The organism is Staphylococcus agnetis (assembly GCF_002901865.1).
Lineage (GTDB): Bacteria > Bacillota > Bacilli > Staphylococcales > Staphylococcaceae > Staphylococcus > Staphylococcus agnetis.
Genome location: NZ_PPQF01000025.1, coordinates 49,377 through 74,951, shown reverse-complemented (window position 1 = coordinate 74,951; position 25,575 = coordinate 49,377). Strand labels below are relative to the sequence as shown.

The 25,575-nt window shown below is 35.6% G+C and carries 25 protein-coding genes; 19 read left to right on the top strand and 6 right to left on the bottom strand.

The genetic code is table 11. The annotated features are described in order from the left end of the window. Positions 1 to 148: 148 nt before the first annotated feature. Positions 149 to 880, top strand: coding sequence for a CPBP family intramembrane glutamic endopeptidase (locus tag CD172_RS04805; protein WP_103345618.1), 732 nt, complete (start codon positions 149 to 151; stop codon positions 878 to 880). 222 nt (positions 881 to 1,102) lie between these two features. On the opposite strand, the gene CD172_RS04800 is transcribed toward CD172_RS04805, so the two are convergent. Then, on the bottom strand, positions 1,103 to 1,798 hold the full coding sequence (locus CD172_RS04800) for a helix-turn-helix transcriptional regulator (RefSeq protein ID WP_060551659.1): 696 nt from the start codon (positions 1,796 to 1,798) through the stop codon (positions 1,103 to 1,105). A 498-nt stretch (positions 1,799 to 2,296) separates the two neighbouring features. Here CD172_RS04800 and CD172_RS04795 point away from each other — a divergent pair, with 498 nt between their 5' ends. The 8 genes from CD172_RS04795 (at position 2,297) to CD172_RS04760 (ending at position 10,958) form a co-directional block, all read left to right on the top strand. Then, on the top strand, positions 2,297 to 3,073 hold the full coding sequence (locus CD172_RS04795) for an inositol monophosphatase family protein (protein ID WP_404829335.1): 777 nt from the start codon (positions 2,297 to 2,299) through the stop codon (positions 3,071 to 3,073). Positions 3,074 to 3,181: 108 nt separating this feature from the next. After that, positions 3,182 to 4,135, top strand: coding sequence for an LCP family glycopolymer transferase (locus CD172_RS04790; RefSeq protein WP_060551657.1), 954 nt, complete (start codon positions 3,182 to 3,184; stop codon positions 4,133 to 4,135). Between the two features lie 92 nt (positions 4,136 to 4,227). Then, a complete protein-coding gene (gene pcp / locus CD172_RS04785; protein ID WP_103345616.1) occupies positions 4,228 to 4,869 on the top strand; it encodes a pyroglutamyl-peptidase I in 642 nt (213 codons plus the stop codon). A 176-nt stretch (positions 4,870 to 5,045) separates the two neighbouring features. Continuing rightward, complete coding sequence (gene fdhF, locus CD172_RS04780) at positions 5,046 to 7,982, top strand: formate dehydrogenase subunit alpha (protein WP_103345615.1); 2,937 nt, start codon at positions 5,046 to 5,048, stop codon at positions 7,980 to 7,982. Further along, positions 7,982 to 8,446 carry a helical membrane plugin domain-containing protein gene (locus tag CD172_RS04775; RefSeq protein WP_103345614.1) on the top strand — a complete coding sequence of 155 codons (465 nt, stop codon included), beginning with the start codon at positions 7,982 to 7,984 and terminating at the stop codon, positions 8,444 to 8,446. The genes fdhF and CD172_RS04775 overlap by 1 nt, the downstream gene beginning before the upstream one ends. A 273-nt stretch (positions 8,447 to 8,719) precedes the next feature. Then, positions 8,720 to 8,962 (top strand): hypothetical protein, encoded by a 243-nt coding sequence (locus CD172_RS04770; RefSeq protein WP_060551654.1) that lies wholly within the window; start codon positions 8,720 to 8,722, stop codon positions 8,960 to 8,962. 30 nt (positions 8,963 to 8,992) lie between these two features. After that, a complete protein-coding gene (locus CD172_RS04765) occupies positions 8,993 to 9,775 on the top strand; it encodes an N-acetylglucosaminidase (protein WP_060551653.1) in 783 nt (260 codons plus the stop codon). A gap of 58 nt (positions 9,776 to 9,833) precedes the next feature. Beyond that, entirely contained in the window at positions 9,834 to 10,958 is a 1,125-nt protein-coding gene (locus tag CD172_RS04760) for an FAD-dependent monooxygenase (RefSeq protein ID WP_103345613.1), read from the top strand. A gap of 61 nt (positions 10,959 to 11,019) precedes the next feature. On the opposite strand, the gene CD172_RS04755 is transcribed toward CD172_RS04760, so the two are convergent. The 3 genes from CD172_RS04755 to CD172_RS04745 form a co-directional block, all read right to left on the bottom strand. After that, the gene (locus CD172_RS04755) at positions 11,020 to 11,976 is read right to left on the bottom strand and encodes an NAD(P)-dependent oxidoreductase (protein WP_060551651.1); all 957 of its coding nucleotides are present in this window, start codon (positions 11,974 to 11,976) and stop codon (positions 11,020 to 11,022) included. A gap of 165 nt (positions 11,977 to 12,141) precedes the next feature. Next, entirely contained in the window at positions 12,142 to 12,711 is a 570-nt protein-coding gene (locus tag CD172_RS04750) for a CHAP domain-containing protein (RefSeq protein WP_103345612.1), read from the bottom strand. Positions 12,712 to 13,121: 410 nt separating this feature from the next. Further along, a complete protein-coding gene (locus CD172_RS04745) occupies positions 13,122 to 13,502 on the bottom strand; it encodes a DUF4870 domain-containing protein (RefSeq protein WP_103345611.1) in 381 nt (126 codons plus the stop codon). Between the two features lie 195 nt (positions 13,503 to 13,697). On the opposite strand from CD172_RS04745, the gene CD172_RS04740 reads away from it, so the two are divergent. The 3 genes from CD172_RS04740 (at position 13,698) to CD172_RS04730 (ending at position 16,783) form a co-directional block, all read left to right on the top strand. Then, positions 13,698 to 14,774 carry an NAD/NADP-dependent octopine/nopaline dehydrogenase family protein gene (locus CD172_RS04740; RefSeq protein WP_085622643.1) on the top strand — a complete coding sequence of 359 codons (1,077 nt, stop codon included), beginning with the start codon at positions 13,698 to 13,700 and terminating at the stop codon, positions 14,772 to 14,774. Between the two features lie 19 nt (positions 14,775 to 14,793). Further along, on the top strand, positions 14,794 to 16,203 hold the full coding sequence (nhaC, locus tag CD172_RS04735) for a Na+/H+ antiporter NhaC (RefSeq protein ID WP_103345610.1): 1,410 nt from the start codon (positions 14,794 to 14,796) through the stop codon (positions 16,201 to 16,203). Between the two features lie 106 nt (positions 16,204 to 16,309). After that, positions 16,310 to 16,783 (top strand): hypothetical protein, encoded by a 474-nt coding sequence (locus tag CD172_RS04730; protein WP_103345609.1) that lies wholly within the window; start codon positions 16,310 to 16,312, stop codon positions 16,781 to 16,783. A 43-nt stretch (positions 16,784 to 16,826) separates the two neighbouring features. Here CD172_RS04730 and CD172_RS04725 read toward each other — a convergent pair whose 3' ends face one another. After that, positions 16,827 to 17,555, bottom strand: a complete 729-nt coding sequence (locus CD172_RS04725; RefSeq protein ID WP_103345608.1) for a CHAP domain-containing protein — start codon at positions 17,553 to 17,555, stop codon at positions 16,827 to 16,829. Positions 17,556 to 18,016: 461 nt separating this feature from the next. Here CD172_RS04725 and CD172_RS04720 point away from each other — a divergent pair, with 461 nt between their 5' ends. From CD172_RS04720 to CD172_RS04690, 7 genes are all read left to right on the top strand, one after another. Further along, positions 18,017 to 18,340, top strand: a complete 324-nt coding sequence (locus CD172_RS04720; protein ID WP_060551646.1) for a PH domain-containing protein — start codon at positions 18,017 to 18,019, stop codon at positions 18,338 to 18,340. 403 nt (positions 18,341 to 18,743) lie between these two features. Further along, a complete protein-coding gene (locus CD172_RS04715; protein ID WP_103345607.1) occupies positions 18,744 to 19,793 on the top strand; it encodes an LLM class flavin-dependent oxidoreductase in 1,050 nt (349 codons plus the stop codon). A 24-nt stretch (positions 19,794 to 19,817) separates the two neighbouring features. Then, positions 19,818 to 20,171 (top strand): DoxX family protein, encoded by a 354-nt coding sequence (locus tag CD172_RS04710; RefSeq protein WP_037567035.1) that lies wholly within the window; start codon positions 19,818 to 19,820, stop codon positions 20,169 to 20,171. 264 nt (positions 20,172 to 20,435) lie between these two features. Continuing rightward, on the top strand, positions 20,436 to 20,783 hold the full coding sequence (locus tag CD172_RS04705) for a transcriptional regulator, SarA/Rot family (protein WP_037567037.1): 348 nt from the start codon (positions 20,436 to 20,438) through the stop codon (positions 20,781 to 20,783). 188 nt (positions 20,784 to 20,971) lie between these two features. Further along, positions 20,972 to 22,129 carry an acyl-CoA dehydrogenase family protein gene (locus CD172_RS04700; protein ID WP_103345653.1) on the top strand — a complete coding sequence of 386 codons (1,158 nt, stop codon included), beginning with the start codon at positions 20,972 to 20,974 and terminating at the stop codon, positions 22,127 to 22,129. Between the two features lie 88 nt (positions 22,130 to 22,217). Beyond that, complete coding sequence (locus tag CD172_RS04695) at positions 22,218 to 22,610, top strand: YbaN family protein (protein WP_060551634.1); 393 nt, start codon at positions 22,218 to 22,220, stop codon at positions 22,608 to 22,610. Between the two features lie 283 nt (positions 22,611 to 22,893). Then, a complete protein-coding gene (locus CD172_RS04690) occupies positions 22,894 to 23,811 on the top strand; it encodes an ABC transporter substrate-binding protein (protein WP_103345606.1) in 918 nt (305 codons plus the stop codon). Between the two features lie 203 nt (positions 23,812 to 24,014). On the opposite strand, the gene CD172_RS04685 is transcribed toward CD172_RS04690, so the two are convergent. Then, positions 24,015 to 25,529: a sodium:solute symporter family protein gene (locus tag CD172_RS04685; RefSeq protein ID WP_103345605.1), complete on the bottom strand. Its 1,515-nt coding sequence runs from the start codon at positions 25,527 to 25,529 to the stop codon at positions 24,015 to 24,017. Positions 25,530 to 25,575: the final 46 nt, after the last annotated feature.

Here is a 25,575-nt window from a genome sequence, read left to right as displayed (position 1 = left end):
GTCATTTAAAAATAGAATAGCTTCGGAGTATTTTGGAACATTGTATTGATGCATAGTTGTTTTCCTTTCAAATTTTATATAGGATTATAACATATTGGTATTTATAATGACCATATTGATATAAAATTTTAGAATTTGGGAGGTATGTATGGAGAAATATCGTTGGCGAGATATCAGATGGCGTGATTTTAGTCTGGTGCCAATCATCATAGTCACATTTATCGGTACTATAATTTATATCGTTTTTACTAAGGCAATTTTTGAAGAAGCACTTCTTATAGAAAACTTTACGCTCATTGGAATAGATGAAATTAACGTTCTTACGCAATTGTTCACCTATATCCTAGTCATTACTGCCTTTTTGTGCCTTAACATCGACTTATTCAAAACGTGGATGCGACAGTGGTGGAATGGGTTGAAATGTTATTGGCTATGGATCATTTGCGCTTATATAGTTACTTTTGGAGTGGCTTGGGCTTATGGTTGGGTGAAAGACCTATTTCCAAATATATACACGACAGAAACAACTCAAAATGAACAAGTGATTAACCAATTGTTATCCATACCTGAGCTTACATTATATAACTTTCTATTAATTGTATTTGCCGGGCCTATTGTTGAAGAAATATTTTTTAGGCATATTTTAATCGGTGAATTAGGTAAGAAGCTTAATTTTATTGTGATGAGCATCGTTTCTATAGTGCTGTTTTCTGCGATGCATTTAATCGAAATATCGAATTGGATTGAAATTATTGATTATTTAATCATTGCCATTCCCTTAGTTTTTCTTTACATAAAGAGTGGACGTAATTTAGGGGTGGCCATCTCCTTTCATATCCTTAATAATTTTATTGCATATTGTATCAATATGCTAAATTGATATGTCATATTTTGAAAAATGAAGCTACAGTTAGAGCGCAATTTTATTACTCATTTCAAGTGAAAGCGTCTGTGAGTGCTCCATTAAATCTATGTAAGATTGATAGACGTTAAGAATGTGTCTTCTATTTCATATAAGGGGATGGGTTAACAATCCTATAAATTAAAACAGCCAACAAAACGCATTCATAAATGAACTTTGTTGGCTGATCCATATTTTGGCTTACGCATTATGTTGTAAATAATCACGGTAATTTGCAATCGTAATATCATTCGTTTGAATAGATTTATGGAAACTGTAATCAATGTCATCAATTGAAGATATATCGATGATTTCAGTATAATCTCCACCGATATGATAGATGATCGCTTTCCATTCCGCATTTTTACAAAGTAATCCGATAAAGACGACATTTGCAAATTGTTGACGTTGTTGCACTGAGGGATGAAAGTACAATCCCATAACTTTGCGCTCATGACAATAAATTAATATGTTTTTAAAAAGTGGTGGGAGTGTCGTGTGTGTATCATCTTCAAAGACAATATATTGGTCCAATTCCTTTAATTGACGGCGAAGCGCGGTGTTGGGTTGCCGCTTTAATTTTTGAATGAGTTGATGTATTTCATTTTTAAAAGGTAATGACGTTTGATGTATGCGCTCATTCAAAATTAAATATAGGGCCATCACTTCGTCATCTGTAAGATCAAGCTTAATATTTTGAGGACGAGATTGAATTTTATAGCCACCATTTTTACCAGCATGTGCTAAGATTTGAACACCTTTTGCTTCTAATTCTTGGATATCACGAAGAATGGTTCTTTTAGAAACTTGAAGTTTACGAGCTAATTCGACTGCAGATATTTGATTTTGTTTTTGAATGAGTTGAATTATTTTTGACTGACGCGTTTCTTTATTCACACTCCACACCTCCGCATCGTGTTATATCTTATAAATAGTTTACCACATAAATGATAGAACACTTATTAATAAGGTTTATACGCACATAACGTACTGAAATCAAGGAACATAAATTAAACAAGAGTCACCCATAAAAAAATTCAATAAATTGTAAGAAAACGCTTACATTATTTAAAAAATTATGATATAGTATAAATTAGCTACTAGGGGATGGTGCAGCATCATCAAACGAGGGGTAAACTATCTTATGATAGTAAAGTTTGACATGATAAGTTGTACTTATGGCTAGTTAAACATCTTCAATATTTATTACTTACTTTCCTTTCTATGCCGGTTGGTTTATCCAATCGGTTTTTTTGTTCGGATAATTACGTGAACTTATTACTTATATAATTGATTTTATTAATATATTAATAACGGTTGGTATTGAATTACGATAGAGGGTATAATAAAAGCAATCCGTGGAAGGAGGGAATCAATTTGGTGACTCAATATGATATCAATGACATTGATAATGAAGTGAAGACGTGGTTTCGTGGATTAAATTTGCTCATTCCTTCACTTATCAAACAAATGCAGACTGATACGAAAAAGAATCGTTTTGACCTCGTAACAAACGTGGATCAAACGTTAGAATCTAATTTTGAAGGGTTAATAAAAGACTTATATCCAGATCATAAGTTATATGGAGAAGAAAGTCATCATGACACTACAGATTTAAAGCAGGGTTATACATGGGTGATGGATCCGATTGATGGTACTGCGAATTTAGTCAAACAACAAAATGACTTTTGTATCATTTTGGCGTTATTTGTAGATGGAACACCTACATTATCATATATCTATGATTTTCCAAGACAAACATTATATCATGCCAAAAAAGGTGAAGGTGCTTTTGTGAATCATAAACGACTAGAACAGGTTCAAGCACAGCCTTTAAGTGAATTGATTGTCTCATTTAATAATAAAGTGTTAAATGATGCAACGATGCATGATTTATTAGATGCCTCGTTTGCTTACCGACTCATAGGAGCATGTGGTTTAGACTCTATTCGCGTCTGTACTGGACAGTTTGGTGCACATATACATACAAATGCTAAACCTTGGGACATTGCAGCGCAATTCTTATTTGCTTCAGAATTAGGGTTAAAAATGACAGATTTTAATAATAAAGCCATTGATTTTGTTCGTGGAGGTCCTTTTATTATAAGTAATCCAGGATGTCACGATGAAGTTTTAAATATACTTTTATCTAATGGTGGGTATCATAAATAGTAGTGCGTCTTAGGACTGATTGAAACATTTACGATTTAGGATATGATACGTTTAATATACGATTAAAGATAGTGCGTTAACAAATTTAATGAATGGAGTGGGAACGCTTTGAACTACCAACGATCAAAAAAACGAAAAAATCCAATTGTTAGAGCTTTACTATGGATTATTGGAATCTTATTCATTTTAACAATCATAGCTGTCGCATATTTAGCGTTTAAAATATTTGTTACAGGTGACGCGATTCATAACCCTTTGAAACGAGAACACTCAGCGTTACGGTCTGGTCAAGTGGATATGAATAAAGGGGAACCTATTTCGATTGCGCTTTTTGGAATTGACTCTGATGCGAAACGTCAACAACAACACGATGGTCAACGTAGTGATACGATTATGTTAGTTTCGATTAATCCAGATAAGAAGACATCAGAAGTCATTAGTATTCCTAGGGATACACGTGCAGAAATCGTCGGTCGTGGTACAACTGAGAAAATTAATCATGCGTATGCATATGGTGGTCCAGATATGGCAGTGAAATCACTTGAAAAATTAATGAATGTGCCAATTGACCACTATGCTACAGTAGACATGGATGGCTTGAAAGATACGATTGATACGGTAGGCGGTATTGATGTAGTAAGTAATGCCACATTCAACGTACACGGTCAACAATACAACCAAGGTCAAAAAGTGCACTTAGACGGTGATCAAGCAATGGCGTTTATTAGAAGTCGTAAAGAGTCAGGCGCTGGTGGCGACTTTGGTCGTCAAGAACGTCAACAACTTGTGCTTCAAGGTTTAGCGAATAAATTAACAAGTGTATCCTCTATCACAAATTTTAACGCTTTAATGGATCAACTCGGAAAAAATGTCACAACAGATATGACCTTAGGTGAGTTGAATACATTCAGAAGTAATTACAAAGAAGGTAATAATAATGTCGTTAAACACCAATTAAAAGGGTCTGATACGACTGGAGAAGATGGCTTATATTACTTTATTCCAGATGAAAACAGTAAACAAGAAGTCATTCAAAGTTATCGAGATAATTTAGGTATATAATTTGAAAACTTCGTCCATAGTGGGCGGAGTTTTTTAGTATATGATAAAAAGTGTCATAACCCATCGTCATTATTGATAAAGGAGTGAGTTTTATGAACATTCTCATCACAGCTTTTGAGCCGTTTCATGGGGCTGAAACAAATCCGTCAGCAATGGTAGCTTCTCGAATACCACCGACAATTAATGGACACTCAATAGCTGTTCTTATATTGCCTACAGCTTTTCATCTGTGTGTGGAAAAAGTGCGACACTATTTAGAGAGAAACGCGTGTGATGTGGTCATTGGTTTAGGACAAGCGGGTGGTAGAAAGTGTATTACACCAGAACGCGTGGCAATTAATATCGATGATGCTGTCATTCCTGATAATCAAGGGTATCAACCGATCGATCGTCCCATCCTAAAAGACGGTCCTCCAGCTTATTTTTCACAATTACCTGTTAAAAGAATGGTTCAAGCAATGCGAGAAGCTGGCGTCCCTAGCGCACTTTCAAACAGTGCAGGCACCTATGTTTGCAATCACTTTATGTATGCTTTAGCACACCTAGCATATACAACGTATCCAAACGTACGAACAGGATTTATTCATCTTCCATACGCACATGAACAAATCGATAAAAGTGATTGTACGCCTTCTCTTTCGCTAGATACTTTGGTTAAAGGGATTGAAATAGCCATTCGTGTTGTGATTGATGAGAAAACGGATAGTCATGAAGCATTAGGGACGATAAGTTAGCGTTGTTTACGTATTTAAAAAAGCTAGATGATTAATATTTTATTTTTTTAGAATAGTGAACATTAGCTAAAATTATGGTAAATGGTTAACATTTGGACATAAACAGTTTAAAATAGAAGTGACTAAGTATGTGGGGGCATCTTAGGCATATAAAATGTTTTTATAGGGGGGATACTATGCAAGAACATCTTATCGTTACATTAGATGGTAAAGATTATCTTGTAGAACCAGGTAAAAACTTACTTGCGTTCATTAAAGAACAACAAACATTTGTACCTTCCATTTGTTACAATGAATCACTAGGTCCGATACAAACATGTGATACGTGCGCGGTTGAAATCGACGGCAAAATCGAACGTGCATGTGGGACTACGATTGATCGTTCAATGGTCGTGAATACTCAAGGTCAAAATGTACAAGCTTCACAAAAAGAAGCGTTAGATCGTATTTTAGAAAAGCATCAACTGTATTGTACAGTGTGTGATTATAATAACGGCAACTGTGAAATTCATAATACGATGGACGAATGGGGTCTTGAACATCAGACGTATGAATATAAGCCGAAACCTTATGAAGTAGATTTTGGGCCATTCTACCGTTACGACCCTAATCAATGTATATTATGTGGACGTTGTGTAGAAGTATGTCAAGACGTTCAAGTTAACGAAACATTAACGATTGACTGGGAACGTGAACAACCACGAGTGATTTGGGATAATGACGTTTCCATCAATGAATCATCATGTGTTGGTTGCGGACAATGTGCAACGGTATGTCCATGTAATGCCATGATGGAAAATAACATGGTAGGTAAAGCGGGTTATATGACAGATATTGAGCCAGGTTCATTAGCATCGATGATTGATTTAACGAAGAAAGCTGAAACAGGCTACGGACCGTTATTTGCAGTATCTGATTCGGAAGCAGCAATGCGTGAAGAACGCATTAAGAAGACAAAAACAGTATGTACATATTGTGGTGTAGGTTGTAGTTTTGAAGTTTGGACAAAGGACCGAGAAATATTAAAAGTTCAACCATCTCACGATTCACCAGCGAATAAAATATCTTCTTGTGTGAAGGGGAAATTCGGTTGGGATTACGTGAATTCCGAAGAGCGCTTAACAAAACCTTTAATTCGTCGTGGTGATCACTTTGAAGAAGTGGAATGGGACGAAGCGATTCCATACGTTGCTAAACGCATGCAAGACATTAAAACACAACATGGTTCGAAAGCGCTATCATTCATTTCGTCTTCTAAAGCAACGAATGAAGAATCCTATCTCATGCAAAAACTTGCACGTCAAGTATTTGGGACAAACAATATTGATAACTGTTCACGTTATTGCCAAGCGCCTGCGACGAAAGGATTATTCCGTACTGTAGGGCATGGTGGAGATTCTGGATCTATAGATGATATCGGCAATGCAGAAATGGTCATTACGATTGGTACAAATACAGCGGAAGCGCATCCAGTTATTGCATCACGTATTAAACGTTCGCACAAACTTTTCGGACAAAAATTGCATGTGTTTGATATTCGTAAACATGAAATGGCTGAACGGGCAGATGAATTTTACCAACCACATCCAGGTACGGACTTAGTATGGTTATCTGCAGTCACAAAATATATCATCGATCATGATTGGCACGATAAAGCATTTATTGAAAAATGGGTTGATCATGCAGATGCGTATTATGAATCTTTAGAGCCGTATACGATGGAATTTGCTGAGGAGACGACAGGCATTCCAAAAGAACGTTTGATTCACTTAGCTAAAGAAATTGTAAGTGTTAATTCAGTTGTCGTATGTTGGGCGATGGGTGTAACGCAACAAGAAACAGGTTCTGATACGAGTACTGCAATTTCAAATATGTTACTTGCTACAGGTAATTATATGAAACCAGGCGCGGGTTCTTATCCATTGCGTGGTCACAACAATGTTCAAGGCTGTTCTGATTTTGGAAGTATGCCAGATAAATTTCCAGGTTATCAAGGTGTAGCTGATGACGAAGTACGTGCACGTTATGAAAAAGCTTGGGGTGTGACTTTACCAAGTGAACCGGGTTATGATAACCATCAAATGATGGACCATATCCATGCTGGCGATGTTCACAGTTTATTTATACTGGGTGAAGATACGGGTATCGTCGACTCAAACATTAATTATGTGCAAGCGGCATTAGAAAAAGTTGATTTTCTAGTCGTTCAAGATGAATTTTTAACTTTCACTGCGGAATATGCGGATGTAATATTACCAGCAAGTCCTTCTCTTGAAAAAGATGGTACATTTACAAATACAGAGCGTCGTTTCCAACGTTTATATCAAGTTTTAGAACCACTCGGTGATTCAAAACCGGACTGGCAAATTACGCAACTTATTGCTAAAGAACTTGGATTTGATTGGAATTATTCACATCCATCCGAAATTATGGATGAAGCATCAAGCTTAACACCGATGTTTGCTGGTGTGAAATATGAACGCTTAGAAGGATACAACAGCTTACAATGGCCTGTAGCGGCAGACGGTACAGATTCACCGTTGTTATTTACAGAGTGTTTTAACTTTGATAATGGTAAAGCAAAATTCTTCCCATTAGAATTTGATAACTTCTACAAGACGAATGAAACGTATGATTTACATGTTAATAATGGACGTGTCCTCGAGCATTTCCACGAAGGAAATATGACGTATAAAGTGCCTGGTTTAAAATACAAAATGCCAACAGCATTTATTGAAATTTCACCAGAACTTGCTCAAGAACGCAATATCCATGAAGGTGCGGCTGTTAAATTAACGTCAGAAACAGGTGAAGCAACGGGGCATGTACACATTACGGACCGTGTAAAAGGTAAACAGATTTATTTGCCGCTTAATGATAGCAATGAGATCGCGATTAACTATTTAACAAGTAGTGTAACAGATCCAGAAACACACACACCGGCGTATAAATCGACTTGTTGCCGAATGGAAGTACTTAGTAAGCGTGGTAAATCACCACTTAATCCGACGAACTTCCGTAATCAAAAGCGTCATCCACAGTATAGTGTTGCTGTAGAGAAAAAATGGGAAAGACCAGATTACATCTTTCCAGGGGATCAGGTGATGAAATAATGGCTGAAAGAATCTCTAAAATTAAACGCATTGAAAAATCAGAAGCGGAAATCAAAGCAGAACAAGTTGCGAAAGTGACAGATGCCATTGCTGAAAATAGTGAGAGTATTTTAAAAGCGATTAAACTCGTGGAAGCATTAGATGAAGCTAAAATATTAGATGCTTTAACAGGTGCAATCAAACAACGTGGCGTTATCACTGAAAAAGTCGTCACTGAACTTAATAAAGACCAATATGCTGGTGCAATTCATAACATCGGTCAAATGGCATTTTTATTAGGAGACTTAAATCCGGATGATTTAAAAATTCTCATGAACAAATTAAACAAAGGATTACGTGTGGCGCATCAAGCGAGTGATAATCAACGTACATCCATTAAAGGTTTAATGGGTATCTTAAGAGATGACGACATGAATCAAAGCCTCACATACTTTTTAAACATACTAAAAGGAATGTCAAGATAAGCATAAGTTAACTTTACTCAACGTCTTGACCTTTATCAATGAGCCTTCAAAGTCCATTTAAACATGAACTTTGAGGGCTTTTATTCATTATTATAGAAATGATTGTTATGTTTATGATATTAATGTGAAAGGACGATTTTCAATAAATATACATAGATGTGAAAACGGATTATCGCAATGGAACTGAATGAAATGTGATGGTTTTTCTAAAGGATTAAAAGCAGAGTGGTTGCATTCATGATAAAATGATAAGTATTAATAAGGAGGGAATTTATGGATATTAAAACAATAAAAAAGTTAGCAATTTTATCGAATGTGTTATTAGTACTTGGCTTAATATCACTCTTTTTTATACATACTATCGTTGCAATCGTGTTCTTTTTATTATCACTAGGATTAAGCCTTTTTATCTTTAATCGCATGTTTAAAGGGAAAAATTGGGTACGCAATGCAATCAACATTGCTTATGTTATCGTGCTCATTGTGGTGGTTGCCGTGCTATTTAAAATGATTTAAATGATTTTATAAACTTTAGGGGAGTCTTTTATGAAATCTTGGATTAAAAAGCATCCTTCAAAGATGCTGGTAATTGTGATTTTAACAGTTTTTATGATATTACTTTTTATTAATGAAACGCATTGGTTTACTAACGATAAAACAATGACATTTGATGAAGCGGTGCAACGTCAAACTGCACAAGGCGTCTTGCATACTGTAGCACATCAAAATCAATTTGTTGAAGCAAGTCAAAGTGAAGTCAAAGATGCCATGCGTGTGGAATTTCGTGATCATGATTTAAAATATATGGATATTTCTGAACCTGTTCACCTTTCAAAAGATGAAGTGAATCGTATGTTGAAAGGAAAAGGGATTTTAGAAAATCAAGGAGATGCCTTTTTAGCGGCACAACAAGAAACGGACGTGAACGTAATTTATCTCGTCAGTCATGCCTTAATTGAGACAGGTGAGGGGCAGTCAGAACTTGCTAATGGCATCAAGCATAAAGGGAAACGATATTACAATTTTTTTGGCATCGGTGCGTTTGATAGCGATGCAGTAGCTACAGGGAAAAGTTATGCTGTACGTGAAAAGTGGACGTCTCCTGAAAAAGCAATCAAAGGCGGTGCGCATTTTGTGCGTAACCAATACTTTAAAAATGGTCAGATTACACTGTATCAAATGAAGTGGAATCCACAAAATCCTGGAACAAATCAATATGCGAGTGATATTGCATGGCCGTCTAAAATTGCAGAACAAATGCAACATTATTACGATCAATATGGGATAAAAAAAGACCATATACGACGTGATTTTTATAAAAACGGATAAATAAAGTTAGACGTTTTTAACCATTTAAGTGATGAAAGGCTTTTAAGAGGTGAAAAGAATGAAAATTGGTATCGTTGGTGCGGGCATTGGTGGTTTAACACTTGCAGCACTCTTACGTGAACAAAAACATGAGGTACATATTTTTGAAAAAAACGCAACAACAGGAGAAGTTGGCGCAGGTATAGGCATTGGAGATAATGTTTTAACAAAATTGGGAAAACATGATCTTGCCAAAGGTATTAAAAATGAAGGGCAAATTTTGCAATCCATGCGTATCAGTGATGAACAAGACCGTACACTGAGTCAAGTTGATTTTCCTAAATCAGCGACAAATGTCACGTTATTACGTCAGTCATTAGTGGATATTATTGCCACTTATGTGGATCAACACGTTATTCATTTTAATTGTGAAGTGACAGGAGTTAATGCTACTGATCATGGGGTAACTTTAACTTTTGCTACAAAAGAATCAGAACAGTTTGATCTCGTTGTGGCGGCTGATGGCATTCATTCTCATGTGCGTCAATCGGTTGCTCCTGAATCTAAAGTGCGCTATCAAGGTTATACGTGTTTTCGAGGTGTAGTTGAGGACATGGATACTCTAGGACATATTGCTGAAGAGTATTGGGGGAAAAAAGGACGTTTTGGGATTGTCCCATTACTGAATGGTAAAGCCTATTGGTTTGCTACAATCAATGCGAAAGAGAAGGATCCCAACTATTTACACTTTAATAAGCCATACTTACAAGCGTACTTTAATCATTTCCCTCAAAAAGTACGTATGATTCTTGATAAGCAGCCTGAAACAGAAATATTGCATCATGACATCTATGATTTAAAACCGCTTAAAACATTTGTGTATCATCAACGCATCGTCTTGCTTGGAGATGCAGCACACGCGACGACACCTAATATGGGACAGGGTGCTGGTCAAGCGATGGAAGATGCGATTGTGTTGAGTAATGTGTTATCTCAATATGCACTTCCAGAAGCATTAAAACGATATGATCACTTACGTGTAAAACATACTGCGAAAGTGACCCGTAAATCTAGAAAAATTGGGGTTATGGCTCAAAAAGATAGCAAAATGGCTATCGCTATACGTAATAAAATGCTATGTATATTGCCAGACCGTTTAGTGATGAGGCAAATGAAGTTTTTAAATAAAGCTAAAAGTGAATAATAGAGTATATGAAAAAATGCGTATAAGCGACCTTCAATATAGGGCTTATACGCGTTTTTGTTTAAGGATTTACGATGAAATCAGGTGTTTCACCTTGAGCTTTTTTTATTAAATTTGTTGCAACGATTTCAGCCATCATATCACGAGCTTCAAAGGTTGCATTACCGATATGTGGTGTAATCACGACGTTATTAAGTGACTTTAACCCTTCAGTAATTTGCGGTTCAAATTCATAAACATCAAGTGCTGCACCTTCAATGATGTTATTTTGTAATGCTTCAAGTAACGCCTGTTCATGGACTATGGGTCCACGTGAGGCATTGATTAAGTATGCAGTTGGTTTCATTAAATTGAGCTGTTCTTCATCAATCATATGTTCCATTGATGGATTGTAAGCAGCGTTAATGACTACAAAATCTGATTCTTTAAGTAACGTATTTAAATCTACATACGTTGCATCTAACGCTTGCTCTTTTTCTTCTTTGCGATTTGGACCAGTATATAAAATATTCATATCAAAGCCTTTGGCACGACGCCCTACGGCACTTCCTATTTCTCCTAGTCCAATAATACCTATGGTTTTGCCAGATACTTCACGACCGCGGAAAAATAATGGGGCCCACCCATCAAAACCTTCGTGACGCATTAATTGATCTCCTTCAGGAATGCGACGTGCTACCGCAAGTAAAATACCTATTGTGAGTTCAGCCGTTGCGTTAGTAGATGCTTTAGGCGTATTCGACACTCCGATACCTTTTGATTTTGCATAATCGATATCGACATTATTGAAACCAGCGCCATAATTTGCAATAAATTCTAATTGCTTTGCATGATCGATAACGTCTTTATCTACTTGAGTTGATAATAGACTTACGAGTCCAAATGCATCTTCAACCCCTCGTTTTAATTCATCTTTACTAATAATACCTTTACCTTCATACATGTGTACGTCAAAGTGTGATTCTAATAACGCTAATCCGGCTTTAGGTATCGGACCAGCAACAAAAATTTTTTTCATATTAATTTCCCACCTCTCTCTTTCAGTATAAAGTAAACGTTTTCTTAGTGACAAGGTAAGACTATTGAAACTAAAAAAAGAAAGTATGAGAGGGGAGTCTCATACTTTCTTTTGAGTTAGAATGGATTTAATTGCACTTAAATCATTCCTATGATTAGATATTGATTATTTTACGTGAATAAAGTTATATGAACCTACTTCGCCAGCAGAGATTGTACGTTCACTTACGTTGAAAGGTCCACCATTGTAGTTCATTTCTGAAACAGTGATTGAACCATCTTCATTTACAGATTCAACGTATGCCACATGACCGAATGGTCCTTCAGATGATTGTAAAATAGCACCAGCTTCAGGTGTGTGATTTACAGTGTAGCCAGCTGCAGTCGCTGCGCTTGCCCAGTTGTTTGCGTTGCCCCATGTTGAACCGATTGAGCCACCTACTTTGTCGTAAACATACCAAGTACATTGACCAGCTGTGTATAAATTACCTGCTGAAGCTGTACCAGTTGATTGTGTAGATGTTGACGTTGTAGATGTGTTCGTACCGTTTGTATATGATGTAGAATTGTTTGATGTGTAATCGTAGTTAGTCGTTCCACCATTTGTATTGTAGTTGTAACTCCATGAATAATTATAGCTACCTTCAGCCGCATCAGCATCTTGATGGTTTAAACCTACTGCTGCTGCACCTACTCCCGCTGTTAATGTAGTTACTGTAGCGATTTTCTTTAACATAATAAAAATCCTCCCAAAAATTTTTTTATAATAGATTCCTTATTTGCTTAAAGACTTACAAGCGTGAAGACACGCATTTATGATTTCTAATCGCTTTATTTAACGACAAGACACACTTTATCAGAAAATAAGCCTTTTGTGTGGAATGTTACGATTTTGTAATCAAATGTAAAAAGTGACTATACTTTTTGTAATGATGTGACAACAGAAAAAATAGGGGCGTAAATTTAAAAAAGAGTGGGTATGAAAAATAGTAAAAGGGGAGCAACGCTTACTTTACAGACCATATTTAATCAATATAAAAAATCCCCACACCTACGTATGGGGATTATTTTTAAAAATAAAATGACCAATATGTTCTATTCGACACCACATTTTGTAATATTTTTTGTAACAATTAAAAGGTTTGATTATTTGAAAAATGGTATTGAAAGTGGCGGTAAATAATCTTCTCCACTATAAGCTTTGACAATTGCGACAATTTTAAAAATCAAGTAAAGCAATGCAACGATAGGAACAATGAGGAATCCAATAAGAACAAATATGAGTATAGTTCCAATTACTGCCCATATTGTATATGAGATTTCAAAATTGAAATAGTTTTTACCCGCAACATCAATGAATTTTGAATTGTCACGTTTGATTAACCAAATTAAAAGGGGTCCTATAATGGGTGCAAAAATAGATGTAACATAAATAAGAACTGCCATTAATTTTTCATCGTCATTGGGTAAAGAGGATGTACTAGAAACTGGTGGTGCGTGCGTCGTATCTTCGTTATATTGACTCATTTTATAACCTCCTATTTTGGGTCAGTTTATTATTTATAGCGTAACATAAGTTGTAATATAATTCATTTATTGAAAATGTAAAGATACAGGGTTTAAAAGGTTTTAAAGCATTTAAGTTATTGATTTCATTTTATCGTTAGCTTTGTTAACATGCTTATGAGACATAATTATAACTTTAAGTGGGGAGAGTGTATTATGAAAATTGCTATCGTAGGATCTGGTAATGGTGCAGTTACAGCTGCAGTTCAAATGACAAATAAGGGTCACGATGTACGTTTATATTGTAGAAATCAAAGTATCCATAAATTTGATCAAGCAAAAGCTAAAGGTGGCTTTGAATTTAATGAAGAAGGACAAGAATCATTTGTCCCATTTACAAATATCAGTGATGATATGTCGTACGTTTTAGAAGATGCCGAAGTGATTATGCTAATTATTCCTTCTTCATTTATAGAATATTATGCTGAACTCATGGCTTCGCACATTCATGAAGGACAAGTCATCTTCTTTAATATGGCTGCGGCAATGGGATCTGCACGTTTTATAAAAGTATTGAAAGAGTTAAAAAATGATGTGCGTCCAATTTTTGCAGAAGCAAATACGCTTACATATGGTACGCGTGTGGACTTTGATGAAGCAATTGTCAATTTATCTTTAAATGTACGTAAAGTTTATTTTTCAACATTTAATGAGGCTGATTTAAGTGAGACCTTTAAGAAAATTGAGTCGCTATATCCATATATTGTTAAAGAAGAAAGCCTATGGAGAACAAATCTTGAAAATGGAAATCCAGAGGTGCACCCAGGACCTACACTTCTAAATGTAGGGCGTATAGATTATAGTGGTGACTTTGCACTTTATAAAGAAGGGATTACAAAACATACTGTTAGATTATTGCATGCGGTAGAACTGGAACGTTTAACGTTAGGGCGTAAATTAGGATTTGAGCTTGAAACAGCAAAAGAAGGACGCATCGAAAGGGGCTATCTCGAGCGTGAAGACGAGGATAAACCGCTTAAAAATTTATTTAATGATAGTCCAGTATTTTCACAAATTCGTGGTCCCCATCAAGTGAATAATCGTTATTTAACAGAAGATATTGCTTATGGGCTTGTTTTATGGTCAAGTTTAGGTCGTGAAATTGGTGTACCTACACCAAATATAGATGCGATAATCGTGATTGCTTCAACGATTTTAGAACGTGATTTCTATAAAGAAGGTCTCACTATAGAAGATTTAGGCCGTGAAAACGTCGGTTTAACATCATACTAATGTAGAGGGGGAAGGGTGTATGACACGCAAACCGTCATTTCTAGAAGCTATTTCAACGATTATCGTTATGATGATCATTGTATGTGTTGGATTTATCATTTTTAAAATTCCAGTCCAACCGTTGCTTATTTTGGCTTCAGCTTATGCTGCATTTATCGCATGGCGTGTCGGGCTAAAATGGCAAGATTTAGAGGAAGGTATCGTACATAGATTAACTACAGCAATGCCAGCGCTATTTATCATTTTAGCTGTAGGTATTATTGTGGGGACATGGATGTATTCAGGGACCGTGCCTGGTTTAATTTATTATGGATTGAAATTTTTAAGTCCTCAATACTTTTTAGTGTCGGCATTTTTAATTTCGGCAGTGTGCTCAGTTGCTACGGGTACTGCATGGGGCTCTGCCTCTACAGCAGGCATCGCATTAATCGCTATTGCTTTGCAAATGGATATTCCTGCGGGTATGGCAGCGGGCGCTATTATATCAGGTGCAGTATTTGGAGATAAAATGTCGCCATTATCAGATACGACGAACCTTGCTTCGCTGGTCACACGTGTGAATATCTTTAGTCACATTAAACATATGATATGGACGACGATACCTGCGTCAATCATAGGAATGATAGTTTGGCATATCGCTTCTATAGGTTTAGCACACAATGCGAACACTAAAAATATTCAAAAGATTTTATCTGATATTGATGCGATGTATCACATCAACATCATTGTTTGGATACCTATTGTTGTGATTGTGGTTTGTTTAATCTTTAAAATGGCCACAGTACCAGCAATGTTAATCTCTAGCGCCTCAGCGATTATTGTCGGTACTTTCAACCATGGTTTTAAATTTCAAGATGGATTGATAGCAACATTCACAGGATTTACGCCTGACATGTTAACCACTAATGTTGATGGATTATCTAAAAATGCATTAACTTTGATTGAACAAGGTGGCATTATGAGTATGACACAAATTATTGTCACGATATTTTGTGGGTATGCATTTGCAGGTATCGTTGAAAAGGCAGGTTGTTTAGATGTATTACTTGCACGCATCTCTAAACAAATCAATACGCGTGGTTCATTAATATTAGTGACAGTTTTAGGTACCTTAATGATGGTACTAGCTGCTGGTGTTGCTTCAGTCGCCATTATTATGGTCGGCGTATTACTTATGGATATGTATAACAAAATGGGATATGACCGTGTGAATTTATCTCGAACACTCGAAGATTCAGGAACAATGGTGTTGCCTCTTATTCCTTGGGGAACATCAGGTGTCTATTACACACAACAATTAGGTGTTCACGTCGGGGAGTTTTTTGTTTGGGCGGTGCCATGTTATTTATGTATTGTCATTGCATTATGTTATGGTTTTACAGGAATAAGCATAAAAAAACAACAGAGTGAACAGCGTGTTTTAAATTGATATTTTTAAGATTTTAAAGTTCATCTATGTTTAAAAATTTGAATAACGGTTATATTATAACTGTAAATGAGGTGATTCCATATTTTACTTAATAGGTCTTGTAGCGATGATACTATTATGGTTTGGGATACACCAATTTATCAAAAAAGACTTACATGTTGTAAAAAGTCCTTCTATCATTTCTTGGGTTTTCAGCTTTATCTTGTATTTTGTAGCGATTGTACTTTATAGAGCTGAAACCCATACTTTTGTGTTTAAAGTCCATGAATTAATCCTAATTACAATATTTGGCTTTATTGTGGCATGGGTGTACTCTCACTTGCGTAAGTCTATTGATACACTGGTTTATACAGTAATTATTGCTGTATTGTCGATAATACTGGTTTTACTAACGTTCTCAAACCATGACGTTGAAAATGTTTCGATGATGTTGACTGTACGATTGATTCTGACGGCATTACTTGTTGGCGTCGGTGTAGATGTCGTGAGAAGACAAATAAAATCGAAACAAATGGAAAACTTTCCATTATTATATTTATTCGCATTTGGATATTGGGTCACTATAGCATATTGGTTTTAAAAAAAGAGGTTCTCCGTTAATGACGGAAACCTCTTTTTTTAAATTAATGAATGTAATTGTAACTTGCTGCTTCAGCTGCTGAAATCGTACGTGATGTTACAACGCCAGGACCTTGTCCATAATTCATTTCAGAAACTGTGATGGTACCGTTGCTGTTTACTGATTCAACGTAAGCAACATGACCAAATGGACCTGAAGTTGTTTGTAAAATCGCACCAGCTTTAGGTGTATGATTAACTGTGTAACCTGCTGTTGCAGCTGCACTTGCCCAGTTATTCGCATTACCCCATGTTGAACCAATCGTACCACCTACACGATCAAAAACATAGTACGTACATTGACCGGCAGTGTATAAGTTGGATCCTGATGTACCTTTAGAAACTGTGCGTGAAGCAGATGTTGATGAAGTTGTGTATGACTGATTAGACGTTGTTGTTTTTGGAGCTGAAGTCGTTGGTGCAGAGTAATTATAATTAGAAGCAGTAGTGTTGTAGCGATATTTTGAAGTTGATGTGTAATTATAATTATTTTGAGTTGTGTAGTAATAGCTTGAACCATTTCCGCCGTTAAATTGTGCTGGAGACCAGTTACCTTGCCAAGTAAAGTGGTAGTTATTGTTTTGGTCAATTGTGTAGCTATAGCTATATGAAGTTGGGTCATTAGGGTTATAACCACCATTATATTCCGCAGCATCTGCGTCATGTCCGTGTGCTAAAGTAATTGCAGCTACACCTGCAGTAGCGATTGAAGTTGTAGCGATTAATTTTTTCATTTGAAAAAGTCCTCCTAAAAAGAATTCTATATATTATCAATTAAGACCATATGCTTGAGTAACTAACATTTTATACGTGTAAGTCGTGTAATTCATTTTTACAACGAGTAATACTCTAACAGAAAAAAATGTATTTGTGTGCTGTGTTAACACTTTGTAATTTTTGAGAAAATTTTTTATCATCGGTACATTATAAAAAGTAGAAGACAAAGTTGATGCCATCGTATTTTACGTTAAGAGAAATCAATATTTAGATTAATTAGAAAATTGATGTTAACGTTTTGTAATATGAATGACATTCTAAAGCACATTTAGGAAATCATTTATAAGGCTTAAATTTATATTTAGACAAATTTGATGGATGTTAAATTTTTAGCATTTGAACATTAATCACATTCCAAGTAATTTAAAACAGCACTTGTTATAATGAAGTTAAGACTATTTTAAAGGGGCGGATTGTGATGATTCTTGACCGTGTGAATCCTGAAGATTTATTTCCAACTGAGACAGCGGGACCAGCTGTACTAGGTACGATTGAATATGAAATACAGGGTCAAAGAGAGTATGAAGGGGCATATATTGCGACAAATGAGCGACTTATTATGAATGTAGACATGAATGGTCAGTTCTACTACCGAAATATTCCGTATGAAGATATTTCTAGTCTTTCATATGAAAATGGTGTCTTGTTGTTTGGGTTTGAAGTAGGTAAAGTAGCGATGAAAGACATTCAAACGGCAGACGTCCAACCATTTATAGATTATGTACAGCAATACATTAAATGATGTGTCTAAAAGCATTTTATAAAAAGTACCATCGCAACTTGCTTTTAAGGACAGTTCAAATTAAACTGTTCCATCTACCAATATTAAAACATTGTATTTAAAGTTTTATTTCAAGCAGCTATCAAACTGCAACCTCATTTATAGATGAATGTTATAGTATCTCTAATCACCTTCAAGGTTCATTTTTGTATGAATTTTGAAGGTTTTTATTTGAAATATAAGGTTTTATGCTTAGAATATGACATTTTAGGGCGCTTTGAATAGATGTAAATACGGCATGCGCATCACTATAAAACAAAAAATCGAAAAATATTTCTAATTCGAGATAAAATGATTGACTCACCTATTTTATGGCGTTATAATTCAAATATAAAATTTATACCGAAGTCGAGGTGAGAGATCAATGAAAGTAGAATTAGGGTTAACTTCTTTTGCAGACAACCATGACATTTATACAGAAGATAATGTTTATCCTGCAATTACCAATGCAGAAAGGATTCGTAACATTGTTGAAGAAATCCAATTGGCTGATGAAGTAGGGTTAGATGTATATGGTCTTGGGGAACACCACCGTCCTGATTATGCTGTATCAAGTCCAGCAACGGTATTGGCTGCTGCAGCATCAACAACGAAACATATTAAATTGTCTTCAGCGGTAACGGTGTTATCCTCTGATGATCCTGTTCGCGTATATCAACAATTTTCAACAGTTGATGCGCTATCAAACGGTCGAGCAGAAATTATGGCAGGACGTGGTTCATTTATCGAATCATTTCCATTATTTGGATATAATTTGAATGACTATGAACAACTGTTTGATGAAAAAATACAATTATTAATGGAAATTAATCAACATGAAATCGTTCATTGGGAAGGGAGTTTAAGACCCAATATTGATGGGTTAGGTGTGTATCCACGTGCTGATAAAGCATTACCGATATGGTTGGCTACTGGGGGAACACCAGAATCTTCATTAAAAGCCGGTTCACTTGGATTACCCATTACGTATGCTATCATAGGAGGTAATCCTAAACGTTTTGCAAGAAATGTAGCAATGTATAAAGCGATGGCGGAATCCAATGGATATCAACCAGAAACATTACAAATTGCATCTCATTCGTGGGGATATGTTGCTGATACGGATGAAGAAGCTCAAGCACAGTATATGCCAGCTACTGAAGCACACCACAATATCATCGCTAAAGAACGTGGTTGGCCACCCTTTACGTATGAACACTTCCAACGTGAAATAGGACCAAACGGGGCTATGTACGTTGGAAGTCCAGAAACGGTTGCACAAAAAATTATTGATACTGTAGAGGCGTTAGGATTAACTCGATTTATGTTACATTTACCAATAGGATCAATTCCACATGAATGTACATTAAAATCAATACGTTTATTTGGAGAAAAAGTAAAACCTATAGTGGATGCGTATTTTAAAGATAAATAACTAGTGATAAGGAGAGATTGATTTATGATTTTAAGATATGTTGCAAATTTAAAAGTAGCAAAAGAATTAGTGAACGCTGCAAAACCAAAATTAAAAAATGACCAAGGGTTAAGAGACGCATTTGAATCTTTTAATTTATCACCAGACCTCGTGCGCGTTGTCGGAGCGGCTGAAACAGCAGCTGCAGTATTATTTGGATTAAGTATTTTTAGTAAACGTTTATCACAACTTGGATCATTAATCACTATTGTGGTATTGGGTGTAGCGATTCAAAAACATTTTCAAGCTGGTCACGGTAAAGAAGGCGCGCAACACGCAATTGATTTAGTTTCTATGGCAGGTTTGAGTCTTGCTGACACATTAGTAAGCAAAAAATAATTAAAAATTTAAATAATAAATTGTTTTTGTTATTTGGAACTATGACATTATGCTGTTATAGTTCCTATTTTTTATGTCTGTGTGGGAGGCATAAAAAGCAAGCGTTTTGAAAAAAATCGAATATATTTTCAAGAAGTAATTGAAAAAAGCGCGGTAAAGGTTTAGAATACAATTATTAAGAAATTAAATTTCCAAGTAAATATAGTTTTTAGAAACACAGAAAGTTATGTATGCATCTTGGATAGCAACTACTGAGGTGATTAAATGAAGAAGTTTCCAATTAAAAACATGAAAGAGTTTATTGCCGTTTCACGCACAACTAAAGAAATCTCCAGTAATATTAAGCAGCAATATGCATTGACATATGAAGAGCTCTTTATTCTTGTACATGTACATGAAAAAAGGTTGCCTGCATATAATGTCAAAGATATCATCACAGTATCAAAGTTTAAACCGTACTATATTACAAAAGCGCTTCAAAAACTAAAAGAAAATGGGTATTTATCTAAAAAGAGAAATGAACAAGATGAACGTACTGTTATTATTGAAATTTCTAAGGAACAGTATGCAAAGATTGATCAATTATTTGAAGACATCGAATCTAAATTTTAAATCAATACCATCGTTAATGTTTACACATCATAAAGAGTGACAAAACGACTAAATTCACAAGCGAGATGAAGAAATGTGCGCATTTCTATCTCGCTTATTTTTAATTCCAAAAAATAGGAAAGTCTTAACATTTATACTATAATGTTGAGTGAAGTACTAAGAAATGTGAGCGGAAGTGAGTGATGGTGATGCAATCTATTTTAATTCAATCAGACATACAAAAAGAATGGATTCAAAAATTAGAAGCACAAAAAGCACAATTTAAAGCCAATGCAGCACAAAATGATATTCAAAGTAGATTTCCACATGAGAATATTCAATGGCTTATTGATAGTGGATATACGCAATTAACATTACCTAAATCATATGGAGGGTATGGTGCGTCACTTGAAGATATGGTGATTTTACAAACGGTGTTAGGCTCAATAGATGGTGCCACAGCACTCTCTATTGGCTGGCATTTAAGTTTTATAGGCGAGTTGTTTGAATCAAACAAGTGGGAGCACAGTCAATTATGCCAACTGGCTGAAGATGTTAAGCAAGGGGCACTCATTAATCGTGCTGTAAGTGAAGCTGAAACTGGCAGTCCCACTAGGGGCGGTAAACCATTAACATATGCTGAACGTCAAGAGGATTATTATGTGATAAACGGTGTTAAAACATTTACATCAATGAGTCCTGCTTTAACGCATATTGTGGTTGCAGCTTATATACCTGAAAAAGAACGTGTAGGTTTCTTTCTTGTTAAAAAAGATACTGAAGGATTGAGCATTGCGAACAATTGGGATATGTTAGGAATGAGAGCAACTGAAAGTCATGATATCCTACTTGATCACGTAAAAGTGCCTTTAACGCATCTTGTTGAAATCAAAGGAGAAGCACCAGCTTTTGAAAATGGGTGGCTCTTACACATACCTAGTACGTATTTGGGAATTGCTCAAGCAGCACGAGATTATGCATATGAATTTGCAGCTTCATATCAGCCGAATAGTATAGATGGCACTATTAGTGATTTACCCGTTGTGCAACAAAACCTTGGAAAAATGGACACTAAACTGATTACAGCACGACATTTACTATGGAGTACAGCGCATGCTTATCAATATAAATGTCAAAATCAGTCCATTCAGTCTGAATTGAGTGCAAGTAAAGTAGTTGTTATGAATGAGGGATTAGATGTTATCGATTTAGCGATGCGCATTGTTGGCGCAAAAAGTTTAGAAATGTCACGACCACTACAACGCTTTTACCGAGATATGCGCGCCGGATTACACAATCCCCCGATGGAAGATATGGCGTATCATCAAATTGCGGACATTGGGCTTCGTGCACTACAAATTCATTAAAATATAATGGCTTATGAAGTGTAGTCATTGAAAGAAAAGAAAACCCTCTTTATAATGAAACGGAATACGAAAGAGGGAGACGAGCATCATGCGCTATGTATTAATAGCTATTGGCGTCATTTTTACGTTACTTGGTTTTGCTGGCGCAGTGTTACCTTTGTTACCCACAACGCCATTTTTACTTGTAGCAGTTATATGTTTTGCTAAAAGTTCAGAGAGGTTTCATGATTGGCTTGTTCAAACGAAAGTCTATCAAGCCTATGTTGAAGATTTTAAATTGTATCGCGGCTATACTATGAAGAAGAAAATCCAATTGCTTATTAGTTTGTATATTGTTGTAGGGTTTTCAATTTGGGCTGTTGATATTGCATTGATTAGAGTGGGACTTGTCATTATGGTCATCATTCAAACCATTGTATTATTTACATGGGTGCGCACGTTGCCAAAAAATCATCAAAAGAAAAGCAATTTTGACAGTTAACTTACAAGAGTTAATGATTAATACATGTATTACGATTACGTTCTCAAAATGGAAAGTCATTCATTTTGGGGACGTTTTTTGTGCTTGACCTGCAAAACTAAGTGATCACCTAAAAAATACATATGAAGATGAAATGAGCTCAAAACGGCGCTTTGACAGTTTGCGATTTAATAATTGTTCATAAAGTAGTATTTTTAAAATCTTTGATGATATTAAACGTATTGCTTTAACAGCCCAAAGTGTATATAATAATGATAATCATTATCAATTGGAGGAACAAAACATGCAAAAATGGTTCATTCCATTAGTAGCTATGATTTTACTATTAGCTGCTTGTGGTCAAAATAAAGAGGAACAATCTGCGCAATCGGATGTTAAGACGTTAGCGCTAAAGACAGCAGAGGGTAAACAAAATGTTAAAATACCACAAACACCTAAACGCATCGTCGTACTAGCCCCTACATATGCTGGTGGTTTAAAATATTTAGATGCCAATATAGTAGGTGTATCTAATCAAGTAGATCAAAGTCCAATTTTGAAGAAACATTTTAAAGATATTGATAAAGTTGGCAATGACGATGTAGAACAAGTGGCATCATTAAAACCTGATTTAATTGTTACATATAACACGGATAAAAATACAAAAAAACTTGAAAAAATTGCGCCTACTTTAGCTATCAATTATGGTATGTACAATTATCTAGAACAACAAGAACTTCTAGGTCAAATTATGAATAAAGAAAAAGAAGTAGCAGAATGGAAAGAAAATTGGGTGAAACAGACAAAACAAGATGGTACGGAGATTAAAAAAGCCATTGGAAAAGATGCGACTGTTTCAATCATCGAAGATTTTGAGAAGAAAATTTATGCTTATGGTAAAAACTGGGGACGCGGTAGTGAGGTCATCTACCAAGCATTTGGTTTAAAAATGCCGACAGAATTAGAAAAAGCAACTCAAAAAGAAGGTTGGAAAGAAATTTCTAAAGAAGAAATTGAAACATATGCGGGTGATTATATCGTTAAAGCGAAAGCACCAAAAGCGGCGCAACCAGAATTTACCCATACTGCAATGTGGTCTAATTTAAAAGCGGTCAAAGCAAAGCATGTATTTGATGTGGATTCAAGTATTTACTGGTACAATGACCCTTATTCTCTAGACGTGATTCGTAAAGATTTAAAAGAAAAATTTCTAAAGAATTAAACATTGCATATTAGCATTTCACCCTGTATATTCAATTCAAATATGACGCATTTAAGTGATTGCTAAGTTGACATAAAACAATTGATAAAGCCTTCAAAGTTCATCTCAACATGAATTTTGAAGGCTTAACTTTTTAAAAAGCACGTGCTCATTCTGAATGTAAAGCTTGAAATGTTTTTAACATATACATGGATGATAGTGATTTATTTTCTAATATACGTACTCGTTTTATGTTTTTCATAAATTGTAAGGCCTGTAATATCTTTTTTGGCATGTGGAATGATCAAGCTAGATAGATACGCTGTTCCAAAAGCGATAAAGAACGCAATGATTGATGTATAGAATGGTGATCCAGCTCCACCGACACCTTGGAGGAAGTAACTTACAATAACTGCTACAATGAGACCTACTATCACGCCAATGCCATGGGTACGTTTTGTAAAAATGCCGACAGCAAATATACCAGCGAGCGGTACACCAAATAATCCTGTAATGAGTAGAAATAAATCCCACATGTCACTAGAATTTGAAGCAATTAAATACAGTGAAGCCATTAAGCTTATCAAACCAACCACGATGGTAATTATTCTCGCAAAACGTACTTCAGCTTTTTCAAGTTGTTTGCCAAAGAAACGTTGCTTAATGTCAATTGACAGACAAGCTGAAATTGAATTTAAGCTTGATGATATTGTCGATTGTGCAGCTGCAAATATCGCAGCAATCAATAATCCGCCTACAAATGGAGGCATTTGTGTCAATATGAAATACGGAACAATTGATGAGGTATTAAAATCTTTAGGTAGTGCTGTTTGATGTTCATAAAATGCATAGAGTGCGGTACCCATTCCAAAAAAAATGGGTGCAGAGATTAATGCTAAGATACCATTTGTCCAAATGGATTGAGACGTTTCTTTCATCGATTCTGAAGCCTGATAACGTTGAACAACGTCTTGACTTGCAGTATATTGCTGTAAGTTATTAAATACACTTCCTATAAATATAATCGGAATCGCAGCTGCAGCAGCACTGAGCTTCCAATTATCTGCACTGATCAGTTTTTTATTTTGAATGGCATCGTGTGCAACTGTGGAGAAACCACCATCGACTTGACTGATTGCCATGACAATAATAACAATAGCACCGCCAAGTAATATCACCCCTTGGATAAAATCACTCCAAACCACACCTTCAAATCCACCAAGAAATGTATAAATAATACATAAAATACCTACTAGGCAAGCTACAACATATGGGTTAATGTCGGAAACAGCAGTGATTGCAAGTGTTGGTAAATAAATCACAATTGCAATACGTCCTAAGTGAAATAGCACAAATAATAATGAACCAATGACACGCACTGCAGGATTGAAACGCGCCTCTAAATATTCATATGCTGAAGTGACATGTAACTTTTTGAAAAATGGAATATAAAAGTATATTAATAACGGGATAATTGCTACTATCGCTATATTTCCAGCGATATAAGACCAGTCTGTGAGAAAAGACTTTTCAGGTGTGGACATAAATGTAATTGCACTTAAAGTTGTTGCGTAAATTGAAAAGCCCACTACCCAAGAGGGCAAGCGACCGCTCGCAGTGAAAAAACTTTCAGTATCTTTTCCAGCACGACGTGTAAAATAGGCGCCAATCATAAGCATGAGCAATAAATATAATATCAATGCAACCCAATTCCAAAAACCAAACCCAATTGTATTCATAATCATAACCCCTCTCTCATTCATGATGAATGCGGTAAATACGCTA